The 11,602-nt window shown below is 73.1% G+C and carries 9 protein-coding genes; 7 read left to right on the forward strand and 2 right to left on the reverse strand.

Features of this window, described 5'->3' with window-relative positions; all coding sequences use genetic code 11:
* The first annotated feature begins 159 nt into the window (after window positions 1-159).
* Together ABT160_RS38765 and ABT160_RS38770 are read left to right on the forward strand one after the other, a co-directional pair.
* Complete coding sequence (locus ABT160_RS38765; RefSeq protein ID WP_351653157.1) at window positions 160-2,280, forward strand: putative bifunctional diguanylate cyclase/phosphodiesterase; 2,121 nt, start codon at window positions 160-162, stop codon at window positions 2,278-2,280.
* Between the two features lie 199 nt (window positions 2,281-2,479).
* Window positions 2,480-3,076: a fasciclin domain-containing protein gene (locus tag ABT160_RS38770; protein WP_351653159.1), complete on the forward strand. Its 597-nt coding sequence runs from the start codon at window positions 2,480-2,482 to the stop codon at window positions 3,074-3,076.
* On the opposite strand, the gene ABT160_RS38775 is transcribed toward ABT160_RS38770, so the two are convergent.
* Window positions 3,047-4,360 (reverse strand): glycosyltransferase 87 family protein, encoded by a 1,314-nt coding sequence (locus tag ABT160_RS38775; protein ID WP_351653161.1) that lies wholly within the window; start codon window positions 4,358-4,360, stop codon window positions 3,047-3,049. The two genes, ABT160_RS38770 and ABT160_RS38775, sit on opposite strands and share 30 nt — an antisense overlap.
* A gap of 246 nt (window positions 4,361-4,606) precedes the next feature.
* On the opposite strand from ABT160_RS38775, the gene gatC reads away from it, so the two are divergent.
* From gatC to gatB, 4 genes are read left to right on the forward strand one after another with little or no spacing between them, the layout of a single operon-like run.
* On the forward strand, window positions 4,607-4,903 hold the full coding sequence (gatC, locus tag ABT160_RS38780; RefSeq protein ID WP_007384860.1) for an Asp-tRNA(Asn)/Glu-tRNA(Gln) amidotransferase subunit GatC: 297 nt from the start codon (window positions 4,607-4,609) through the stop codon (window positions 4,901-4,903).
* 5 nt (window positions 4,904-4,908) lie between these two features.
* Window positions 4,909-6,402 carry an Asp-tRNA(Asn)/Glu-tRNA(Gln) amidotransferase subunit GatA gene (gatA, locus tag ABT160_RS38785; RefSeq protein WP_351653162.1) on the forward strand — a complete coding sequence of 498 codons (1,494 nt, stop codon included), beginning with the start codon at window positions 4,909-4,911 and terminating at the stop codon, window positions 6,400-6,402.
* A complete protein-coding gene (locus ABT160_RS38790; RefSeq protein WP_351653164.1) occupies window positions 6,399-6,638 on the forward strand; it encodes a hypothetical protein in 240 nt (79 codons plus the stop codon). The genes gatA and ABT160_RS38790 overlap by 4 nt, the downstream gene beginning before the upstream one ends.
* A 17-nt stretch (window positions 6,639-6,655) precedes the next feature.
* Window positions 6,656-8,167, forward strand: coding sequence for an Asp-tRNA(Asn)/Glu-tRNA(Gln) amidotransferase subunit GatB (gatB, locus tag ABT160_RS38795; protein ID WP_351653166.1), 1,512 nt, complete (start codon window positions 6,656-6,658; stop codon window positions 8,165-8,167).
* Between the two features lie 16 nt (window positions 8,168-8,183).
* On the opposite strand, the gene ABT160_RS38800 is transcribed toward gatB, so the two are convergent.
* Window positions 8,184-9,122, reverse strand: coding sequence for an endonuclease domain-containing protein (locus tag ABT160_RS38800; RefSeq protein WP_351653168.1), 939 nt, complete (start codon window positions 9,120-9,122; stop codon window positions 8,184-8,186).
* 242 nt (window positions 9,123-9,364) lie between these two features.
* On the opposite strand from ABT160_RS38800, the gene ABT160_RS38805 reads away from it, so the two are divergent.
* Window positions 9,365-11,455, forward strand: a complete 2,091-nt coding sequence (locus ABT160_RS38805; protein ID WP_351653170.1) for a phosphocholine-specific phospholipase C — start codon at window positions 9,365-9,367, stop codon at window positions 11,453-11,455.
* Window positions 11,456-11,602 lie beyond the last annotated feature (147 nt).

Here is an 11,602-nt window from a genome sequence, read left to right on the forward strand (position 1 = left end):
CCTTCTGCGGCCTACTGTTGAGACGTGCGCCTGTCGTGCACGGCTGCGATGGGGTGTCCCCCTGCTCCCCAGGGGTCTGGCAAGGGATCCAGTCGCGGTGGTGCGACAACGGGCCATCGCGTGTGGGCATCGGCACCGCCGGCTGTGAGAGGGACGGGAATGAAACCGACCGAGAGCGCCGCCCCGGTCTCACGGCCGCGCGGGTTCGCGGCCATCACGGGCATGGCCTCCAGGCTGCCCGTCCTGGTCGTGGGACTCGCCGCCGTCGTGCTCGCCACCGGCCTGTACCAGGCCCTGAGCACCGACCACGCCCTGTTCCCGGCCTCCACGACCGGCTGGTCGCTGGCCGTGCTCACCGGGATCATCGTCGGCCACCTGGTCGCGCTCGGCCGCGACCGCTGGTGGGGCGGCACCGGATCCGGCGCCGCCCTGACCCTGGCCGTCCTGCTGCTGTACGGATGGATCCCGGCCGGTCTGGTCAGCCTGGCCGTCGTGGTCCTCGTCGGCGCGGCCCGGCGCCACCGCTGGCGCCAGGGGCTGCTGCACGGCTCCGTGGACATCCTCGGGATCGGCGCCGCCGCCCTGGTCCTGGCCGCGTTCGGCGAGGTCCCCACCGTCGAGGAGCCCTGGCAGCCCCTGCAGTGGGGCCTGGAGGCCGTGCCCGAGGTGGTCCTCGCCGCGGGCGCCTACCTGGCCGTCACCCGGCTGCTGCTGTGGTTCGCCCTCGCCCCGCAGGGCGGCGGGCTGCCCACGGTCGCCCGGACGGCCCTGCTGCGCCAGGGCCTGGTCGCCGTCGCCCTGCTCGGCATCGCCCCGCTGATCTGCGTCGTCGCCATGTCGCGGCCGGTGCTGCTGCCGCTGTTCGCCGTACCGCTGATCGCCCTGGACTCCACCCTGTGGATCGCCCGGGCCCGGGCCGAGGAGCAGCTGCGCGACCCGCTCACCGGGCTGCCCAACCGCCAGTGGCTCCTGGAGCGCACCTGGACGGCCCTGGAGGAGGCCGAGGGCAAGGACACCCGTGCCGCCCTCGTCCTCATCGACCTCGACCGCTTCCGGTCGGTCAACGACACCCTCGGGCACCTGGCCGGCGACCGGCTGCTGCTCCAGATCGCCGAACGGCTCGGGCTCGCCCTGCCGCGCGGCGCCGAGGTCGCCCGGCTGGGCGGTGACGAGTTCGCCGTGTTACTGCCCGCGGCCGACTCCACCACCTCCGCCCAGCGCGTCGCCCGCCACCTGGTCGCCGAGCTGTCCTCGCCGCTCGACCTCGACGGACTCACCCTGGTCCTGGAGGCCAGCGCGGGCGTCGCCGTCTTCCCCGACCACGCCCTGGACGCCGAGGGCCTGCTGCGCCGCGCCGACGTCGCCATGTACCAGGCCAAGCGCGACCGCACGGGCGTGGAGGTGTACGAGTCCAAGCGCGACTCCAACACCCCCGACCGCCTCGGCCTGCTCGGCGACCTGCGCCGCGCCCTGGACGCGGGCGAGGTCGAACTGCACTACCAGCCCAAGGTCCGCTTCGACGGCCAGGTCGCCGGCCTGGAGGCGCTGGTGCGCTGGGTGCACCCCGAGCGCGGCCGGGTCCCCCCGGACGAGTTCATCGCCATCGCCGAGTCCTCCGGCCTCATGCCGCACCTGACCGAGTACGTCCTGGAGACCGCGCTCGCCCAGGTCGCCCGCTGGCGCGCCCAGGGCCTGAACGTGCCCGTCGCGGTGAACGTCTCGCCGCGCGACGTCCACACCCCCGGCTTCGCGGGCGCCGTCGCCGCCCGGCTCGCCCGGCACGGGGTGCCCGCGGGCGCCCTCCAGCTGGAGATAACGGAGCACGTGCTCCTGGAGGACCCGCAGCGGGCCGCCGACACCCTGGCCGGCCTGACCGGGCACGGCGTGAAGATGTCCCTGGACGACTTCGGCACCGGCTACTCCTCCCTGGTCCACCTGCGCCGCCTGCCGGTCAGCGAGCTGAAGATCGACCGCTCCTTCGTGGCCCGGCTCGCCGTGGACAACGAGGACGCCGAGATCGTGCGCTGCACCGTCGACCTGGCCCACTCGCTGGGGCTGCTGGTGGTCGCCGAGGGCGTGGAGGACGACGAGACCTGGGAGCGCCTGCGCGACCTGGGCTGCGACGCCGTCCAGGGCTGGCTGGTGGCCGCCGCGATGCCGCCCAGCGAGACCACCGCCTGGCTGCGGGCGCGCGGCGAGCGCGGCTGGCACCGGTCCAGCGAACTGCCCGCGGCCCCGCCCGCCGACGCGGACCAGTCCTCGGGCCAGGTGGTCACGTAGTCGTACGAGCACGGAAGCGGGTCGTATGAGCGGCGCGGTGCGGCAGTGGCCGCGCCGCGCCGTCCGCTTGGGGCGCCACGGGGGATCTCGTACGGGATCACCCGTCCGTCACGCGTGACGTACCACCAAAAACCGGTCACCGGTGCCATGTTGATGAGCCGCCCCCCTTCCGCGGAACCACGCACCAACGGAGCAGCTCATGAAGGCACCCGCGCGCCGCCTCGCCCCCCTCGCCCTGGCCCCCGTCCTCGCGGCCCTCCTGGCCGGCTGCGCCGGCACCGGCGCCGACTTCCCCGGAGGCGTCGAGGAGGGCCCCCGCCGCGACGACAAGGCGTTCGGCACCGCCTGCCCCCAGATCGCCCCCGGCACCGCCGACGCCAAGGCCCTGGCGGCCGCCAAGGCCCTGCAGACCATCCGCAGCACCCCGCAGCTGTCGGAGTTCGCCGTCCTGGTGAAGAACGCCAAGGCCGAGGACATGTTCGCGTCCATGCAGAACGTCACGGTCTTCGTCCCCGTCAACGCCGCCTTCGCCAAGCTGAGCGACGAGCGCCGCAAGGCCCTCGTCGAGCCCCAGGCCGCCGGCGACACCGTCCGCTCGCTCATCGTCGCCCAGGACCTCACCCGCGAGGACCTCGGCGCCGGAGCCAGCCACCCCACCCTCCAGGACGGCGTCCAGCTGCGCGCCGCCGCCCGCGACGGCAACGTCACCGTCGACGGCGCCCAGGTCGTCTGCGGCAGCGTCACCACCGCGGACGCCCGGCTGCACCTACTGGACGCGCTCCCCGACCTGGGCTGACGCCCCGGGCGCGGCCGGCCCGGGCACCCGGACCGGCCGCGCCGGCGCCAGCGGCACCGCCCGCCGCGCCCGCAGCACCGCCCACACCACCAGGCCGAGCCCCAGCCACACGTAGAAGTTCCCCGCCACCACGTGGAACGGGTCCCACATGCGCTCACGGTGCCAGTGCGGCACGTACCAGAGCAGCCCGTACGGCAGCATCGGCAGCCCCGGATCCCAGCCGCCGGACCCGTCGACCCGCATCGGCCAGGCCGCGAACAGCGCGCACAGCCCCACCGGCCACCACCACGCCCGGCCCGCGCCCGCGCGCGCCGCCGCGTCCACCACCAACACCAGCACCGGCGCGACCCAGACCCAGTGGTGCGTCCACGACAGCGGCGAGCACAGCAGCGTCACCGCGCCCACCACGCACACCGCGAGCAGCTCCGCGCCCCGGCCCGCCAGGCGCACCGCGGCCGCCACGCCCGCCAGCGCCACCACCGCGGCCAGCACCGCCCACCACACCCCGCCGATGCCCTCCGCGCCCAGCCCCAGCCGCACCAGCACGCCGTTGAGCGACTGGTTCGGCAGGTAGTCACGGCCGTCCGCCCGCCCGGTCAGCGCCCCGCCCCAGTACGCCGCCGACGCCTCCGGCATCAGCACCCACCCCACCGCCACCGTGGCCGCGAACACCGCCGCGGCCACCCCCGCCGCCCGTCGGCGCCCCGACAGCAGCAGGTACACCACGAACAGCCCCGGCGTCAGCTTCAGCCCCGCCGCGAGCCCCACCCCGACGCCCTTGAAGCGCCGCCCGTCACCCTGCGCCAGGTCCACCAGCACCAGCGCCAGCAGCACCAGGTTCACCTGGCCGAAGTCCAGGTTCTGCAGCACCGGCTCCGTCCACAGCGCCACCCCGGCCAGCGCCAGCGCACCGCCCACCACCCCCGGGCCCAGCCGCCGCCCCGCGAGGCGCGCCGCCGCCAGCACCGCCGCCGCCAGCGCCAGCAGCGACAGCGCCGACACCACCAGGTGCGCCCGGTCGAGCTCCGTCCCGGCCAGCGCCCGGAAGGGCAGCACGGCGAACGGCGGATACAGGTACGGCAGCCCCTGCGCCCCGAACCCGTGCGCGTACAGCTCCTCCTGCGGCGCCCCGGACGCGTCCAGGTAGACGCTCAGGTCCGCGGGACCGCGCACCCGCGCGTACGCCTCGTACGACACCAGCAGCCACCAGCACACCAGTGACCCCACCCACACCAGCGCGCCCAGCGCGCACACCAGCGGGCCGCACCACCGTGCGCCCCGCACCTCCCGAAGCCCCGCCCGAAACGGACCCGATGACCCAGTCATGAACACCTCCGGGCCCATCGTCGGGACCCGCGGCCCCCGCACCCGCGCAGCTCACCGGGGGCGCCCCGCACCATGAGCCGGGTGGACCAGCGCACCCCGCGACGACGGCCCGGGCGCCCGCGCGACGGTCCGTTTCACGGGCACGCCGCCGCGCCCCATAGGATTGGGGCCAAAACCATCACACTCACCCCTGAGGATCGCTGCATGCCTGGCATCACGCGCGAGGAGGTTGCCCACCTCGCCCGGCTGGCGCGTCTGGAGCTGAAGCCCGAAGAGCTCGAGCACTTCGCGGGCCAGCTCGACGACATCATCGGCGCGGTCGCCCGCGTCTCCGAGGTCGCCGACCAAGACGTACCGCCGACCTCCCACCCGCTGCCGCTGACCAACGTCATGCGCGCGGACGAGGTCCGTCCCTCGCTCACCCCCGAGCAGGCGCTCTCCGGCGCCCCGGCCCAGGAGCAGCAGCGTTTCAAGGTGCCGCAGATCCTGGGGGAGGACTGACCATCATGACCGACATCATCAAGCTCACCGCCGCTCAGATCGCGGACAAGATCGCCTCCGGCGAGCTCACCGCCGTCGCGGTCACCGAGGCCCACCTGGCCCGCATCGACTCCATCGACGAGAAGGTCCACGCCTTCCTGCACGTCGACCGCGAGGGCGCCCTGGCGCAGGCCCGCGCCGTCGACGCCAAGCGCGAGCGCGGCGAGAAGCTCGGCCCGCTGGCCGGCGTGCCCCTGGCGCTCAAGGACATCTTCACCACCGAGGGCGTGCCGACCACCGTCGGCTCCAAGATCCTCGAGGGCTGGATCCCGCCGTACGACGCCACCCTGACGCGCAAGCTCAAGGAAGCCGACGTCGTCATCCTCGGCAAGACCAACATGGACGAGTTCGCCATGGGGTCCTCCACCGAGAACAGCGCCTACGGCCCCACCGGCAACCCCTGGGACCTCACCCGCATCCCCGGCGGCTCCGGCGGCGGCTCCTCCGCCGCCCTCGCCTCCTACGAGGCCCCGCTCGCCATCGGCACCGACACCGGCGGCTCCATCCGCCAGCCGGCCGCCGTCACCGGCACCGTCGGCGTCAAGCCGACCTACGGCGCGGTCTCCCGCTACGGCATGGTCGCCTTCTCGTCCTCCCTGGACCAGGGCGGCCCCTGCGCCCGCACCGTCCTCGACGCGGCCCTGCTGCACGAGGTCATCGCCGGGCACGACCCGCTCGACTCGACGTCCATCGACGCCCCCGTCCCCGCGGTCGTCGAGGCCGCGCGCAACGGCTCCGTCGAGGGCATGCGCGTCGGCGTCGTCAAGCAGTTCCGCGGCGAGGGCTACCAGGCCGGCGTCCTGCAGCGCTTCGACGAGTCCGTCGAACTGCTGAAGTCGCTCGGCGCGACCGTCGTCGAACTGGACTGCCCGTCCTTCGACCTCGGCCTGTCCGCGTACTACCTGATCGCCCCGTCCGAGTGCTCGTCCAACCTCGCGCGCTTCGACGCCATGCGCTACGGCCTGCGCGTCGGCGACGACGGCACCCGCTCCGCCGAGGACGTCACCGCCCTCACCCGCGAGGCCGGCTTCGGCGACGAGGTCAAGCGCCGCATCATGCTCGGCACCTACGCGCTGTCGTCCGGCTACTACGACGCGTACTACGGGTCCGCCCAGAAGGTCCGCACGCTCATCACGCAGGACTTCGAGAAGGCCTTCGAGCAGGTCGACGTGATCGTCTCCCCGACGACCCCGACGACCGCCTTCCCGATCGGCGAGCGCGCCGACGACCCGATGGCCATGTACCTCGCGGACCTGTGCACCATCCCGACCAACCTGGCCGGCAACGCCGCCATGTCGCTGCCCTGCGGCCTCGCGCCCGAGGACGGCCTGCCGGTCGGTCTGCAGATCATCGCCCCCGCCATGAAGGACGACCGCCTGTACAAGGTCGGTGCCGCCGTCGAGGCTGCCTTCGTGGCGAAGTGGGGACACCCGCTGCTGGAGGAGGCTCCGTCGCTGTGAGTGCACTGTCCAAGGCCCAGGGCTTCAAGAAGTCCAAGACCGGTACGTACCTGTCCATCGGCACCACCGCGTTCGGCGCGATCAGCGTGCTCAAGCAGGCCCGCAAGGCCCGCACCGAGAACGACGTGCTCAAGCTCGTCGACGCCGTCGTCTCCGCCGCCGCCATCGCCACCGGTGTCGCCCTGCTGCTGCGCGAGCTCAAGCGCATCGGCGACGACGACGTCCTGTTCGGCTGAGAGGGAAAGTTTCCACCGTGACCGTCACCGACCTGGTCCCGTACGAGGACGCCCTCGCGACGTACGACCCCGTCATGGGCCTGGAAGTCCATGTCGAACTGGGCACCAAGACCAAGATGTTCTGCGGCTGCTCCACGGAGCTGGGTGCCGAGCCCAACTCGCAGACCTGTCCCACCTGCCTCGGCCTGCCCGGCTCCCTGCCGGTCGTCAACGCCATCGGCGTCGAGTCCGCCATCAAGATCGGCCTCGCGCTGAACTGCGACATCGCCGAGTGGTGCCGCTTCGCCCGGAAGAACTACTTCTATCCGGACATGCCGAAGAACTTCCAGACCTCCCAGTACGACGAGCCCATCGCCTTCAACGGCTACCTCGACGTGCAGCTGGAGGACGGCGAGGTCTTCCGCGTGGAGATCGAGCGCGCCCACATGGAGGAGGACACCGGCAAGTCGACCCACGTCGGCGGTGCCACCGGCCGCATCCACGGCGCCTCCCACTCGCTGCTCGACTACAACCGCGCCGGCATCCCCCTCATCGAGATCGTCACCAAGCCCATCGTGGGCGCCGGTGAGCGCGCTCCCGAGGTCGCCCGCGCCTACGTCGCCGAGCTGCGCGAGCTCATCAGGGCGCTCGGCGTCTCCGAGGCCCGCATGGAGATGGGCCAGATGCGCTGCGACGTCAACCTCTCGCTGATGCCCAAGGGCGCCGAGAAGTTCGGCACGCGCTCGGAGACCAAGAACGTCAACTCCCTGCGCTCCGTGGAGCGTGCCGCCCGCTTCGAGGTCCAGCGGCACGCCGCGGTGCTCTCCTCCGGCGGCAGCATCATCCAGGAGACCCGCCACTTCCACGAGGAGGACGGCTCCACCACGTCCGGCCGCGTGAAGGAGGAGGCCGAGGACTACCGGTACTTCCCGGAGCCCGACCTCGTCCCGGTGGCCCCCTCGCGCGAGTGGGTCGAGGAGCTGCGGGCCACGCTGCCCGAGCTGCCGCGCCTGCGCCGCAACCGGCTCCGCGAGGAGTGGGGCGTCAGCGAGCACGACATGCAGTCCATCCTCAACGCGGGCGCGGTCGACCTGATCGTCGCGACCACCGAGGCGGGCGCGGACGCCGCCTCCGCCCGCAAGTGGTGGATGGGCGAACTGGCCCGCAACGCCAACGAGTCGGGCACCGACCTCGCCGCCCTGGCCATCACCCCGGAGCAGGTCGCCCGGGTCACGGCCCTGGTGGCCTCCGGCGACCTCAACGACAAGCTGGCCCGCCAGGTCATCGAGGGCGTGCTGGCCGGCGAGGGCACCCCGGACGAGGTCGTCGACAAGCGCGGCCTGAAGGTCGTCTCCGACGACGGCGCCCTGACGAGCGCCGTGCAGGACGCGATCGCCCAGAACGCCGCCATCGCGGACAAGATCCGCGGCGGCAAGGTCGCGGCCGTCGGCGCCCTGGTCGGCGCGGTCATGAAGGCCACCCGTGGCCAGGCCGACGCGGCCCGCGTCAAGGAGCTGATCCTGCGGGAGCTGGGCGTCAGCGAGGACTGACCCCGGGACCCGGTGCTCACGCGCCGGGGCCGGGTACGAGGGGCGGTGCGGCGGAGCGATCCGCGGCGCCGCCCTTCGGCGTCCGCGCCCTCCTCCTGGTGCGGGCCTCCAGGGTCGCCCGGATCGTGGCGATCACGGCCCGCGGGTGGTGCAGCACGTCCGTGGCGGTGAAGCGCAGGACGGCGTTCACCTCCGGGCAGCCCGCCAGCTCGTTGTAGCGGTAGGTGTCGTGGCGGTGGGCGGCGACGGTGCCGTGGTAGGCGTGGCCCTCGATCTCCACGGCCACCCGGCGGTCCCGGAACAGGAAGTCGGTGCGCAGCCGACGGCCGCTCGGGCCCACCAGCACCGCCTGGGACTCGGGGCGCAGGCCCGCGTCCCGCATCCGCAGCCGGGCGACGGTCTCGGCGGGGGAGCCGCTGGCCGGGTCGGCCAGTCCCAGCCACTGCCGGGCCCGCGCCCGGCCCCGGCCCGCCCGCGCGAGGGCCCGCGCGACCTCGGCCGGGCTCACCAGGGGCGGGCGGCGCCTCCCGTCCACGGTGCGCCAGGCCAGGGCCGAGTCCGCGGCGACCAGGGCCTCGTCGCGCGGGCCGCGGACCAGCAGGTCGGCGACGGTCCGGGCGGCGGTGGTGGCCCGCAGTCCCCGACGGGTCACCACCACCTCGCCGTCCCCTCGCGGCCGGCAGCTGAACTCCTCCTCCTCTCGCAGTAGTTCGATGTGGTGCAGGGTGGCGGCCGAGCCGTGGCTCGCGACGAGGTCCGGCCGCGCCAGCTGGGCGGCGAAGAGACGCAGCCGTACGTCGACATCGAGGCCCGGCGCCGCCCAGGCGCCCCGCTGAACCGGCGTCCAGCCCTGGCGACGGAGGTGCCCCCACAGCCGGCCGCGGGGCCAGCCGGCCTCGAGGGCACGCGCCACCAGGAGGACACCTTCGTCTGCCAGACCGTCGATATCCGCCATGGCCCCACTGTCCAGGGCCGGGGCGAAATCCGCTGCGGGCTGTGGACAACGCGGCCATTGTGGACAACTGCGTCACTCGTGCGAGCGATTGATGGCGACTTGGACTTTCCAGACGAACACTTGGACGTTTACCAGGTCGTCCATCCGAGGTCTTTTCCCGGACATCCGGTCTCACTAGCGTCCCCGGCGTACCACTCAATGGATTCCCCGCGGACCATTGATCGTCGACTGGGAGGTCGGTCTTGTCACCGGACATTTCGCGCAGGAGGATGCTCGCACTGGGCACCGGAGCGCTCGGCGCCGCAGCGGCGGGATCGTTCCTCCCGCCCTCGTTGCAGCAGGCCATGGCCGCTCCCGTGGCGTCCGGAGGGCTGCGTGCCATCAAGCACGTCGTCGTCCTGATGCAGGAGAACCGCTCCTTCGACCACTACTTCGGCAGCCTGCGCGGCGTACGCGGATTCGGCGACCGCAATGCCATTGAACTGCCCTCCGGAAAGCCGGTGTTCGAGCAGCCCGGCCCGCTCGGCACGACCGTCCTGCCGTTCCCGGTGCGCGGCGCGGCCGAGACGCAGAAGAAGGACCTGCAGTACATCGGCGCCCTGGACCACTCCTGGAGCGGCGGCGCCAAGGCCTGGTCCGGCGGCTGGATGAACAACTGGGTGTCGGCCAAGTCGGCCGCCACGATGGCGTACTACGACCGCCGCGACATCCCGCTGCACTACGAGCTCGCGGACACGTTCACCATCTGCGACGCCTACCACTCCTCCGTCCACACCTCCACCAGCCCCAACCGCAACCACCTGTGGAGCGGCAAGACGGGCTTCGAGGCGAACGGCAAGCGGGCCGTCGGCAACGACGCCTACGACGAGGGCAGCCACCCCGGCTACGACTGGGGGACCTACGCCGAGCGCCTGGAGAAGGCCGGGCGCAGCTGGAAGACGTACACCGAGTGGGAGAACTTCACCGACAACCAGATCGAGTTCTTCACCACCTTCAAGGCGATCGCCCGCAAGGCGCTGGCGAAGACCGGCGGCCACACCTACATGGAGTCCTTCTACGCCGCCGTCCGCGACACCGAGGACACCGCCGAGCGCGAGCGGCTCCTGGGTCTCCTGGACGAGGGCGTCGCCGCGCTCACCAAGCGGGAACGCAGCCTGTTCGAGCGGGGCCTGCGCCGGGTGCCGACCGGCACGCTCGCGGACGAGTTCGCCAAGGACGTCGCGGCCGGGACGCTGCCCGAGGTGTCCTACCTGGTGCCCTCCGCCCTGGACTCCGAGCACCCCAGCGTCTCCTCGCCAGTGCACAGCGCCACCATCGTCTACAAGGTCCTGGACGCGCTCGGCCGCCACCCCGACGTGTGGCGCCACACCGCCGTGCTGATCAACTACGACGAGAACGACGGCTTCTTCGACCACGTGCCGCCGCCCGTCGCGCCGCCCGAGGTCGCCGAGGAGCAGTGGGAGGGCAAGCCCACCGGCCTGGGCGTCCGCGTGCCCCTGCTGGTCGTCTCGCCCTGGACCGTCGGCGGCCACGTCTGCTCCGAGGTCTTCGACCACACCTCCGTGATCCGCTTCCTGGAGCGCTGGACCGGGGTGCGCGAGCCGAACATCAGCACCTGGCGGCGCACCGTCACCGGCGACCTGACCTCGGCCTTCGACTTCCAGCGCGGCCGGCGCCAGCCCGAGGTGGACGGCCCCGCCGCCATCCCGCCCTTCAGCGGCCGCTGGCAGCCCAAGCCGCCCGCCGTGCAGCGCATGCCCGAACAGGAGCCCGGCACCCGCCCCGCCCGCCCGCTGCCCTACCAGCCGGACGCGGACGGCCGGCTCGACGGCTCCTCGCTGGTGGTCTCGCTGCGCAACACCGGCGCGGCGAGCGCGCACTTCGCGCTCTACCCGTACGCCAAGGAGTTCGCCGCCCCGCAGCACAAGGATGTAAGGGGCAAGGCGCAATGGAGGGTGCCCCTTACCGAGCAGGCGTACCGCTTCACGATCACCGGTCCCAACGGCTTCCGCCGAGAGTTCGCCGGAGCCCCCGGCGCGGGCGCGGAGCTGGCCTCGCACATCGACCACCACGATCGTGACCTGCACCTCACGCTGAGGAACACCGGCAGGCAGACGCTCACCTTCACGGTGCGGCCGCTGGGGTACGTCGACGAGGAGGACCTGGCGGACTGGACCCGCGAGATCAAGGTCAAGCCGGGCCGGTCCAGGACCATCGTCCACTCCGCCGCCGACGCGCACGGCTGGTACGACGTGGAGGTCACCGCGCCGGGCGGCTTCCGCCGGCGCCTGATGGGACACGTGGAGAACGGCCGCCCGAGCGTCTCGGGCTGAGCGGGCGCGTGCGCCGCGGTGTGCGCGCGGGTCCAGGGACGAAGGTCCCGGGCCCCCGCCCCCCCCCGGGGGGGTAACCCACCGAAGGGGGCCACCATAACCCCTCGCGGGCCAAGTGGGTGGGCGGAGGTGAAGTGTTAGTTGGGG

The organism is Streptomyces sp. NPDC001941 (genome assembly GCF_040296945.1).
In the GTDB taxonomy this organism is placed as follows: Bacteria; Actinomycetota; Actinomycetes; order Streptomycetales; family Streptomycetaceae; genus Streptomyces.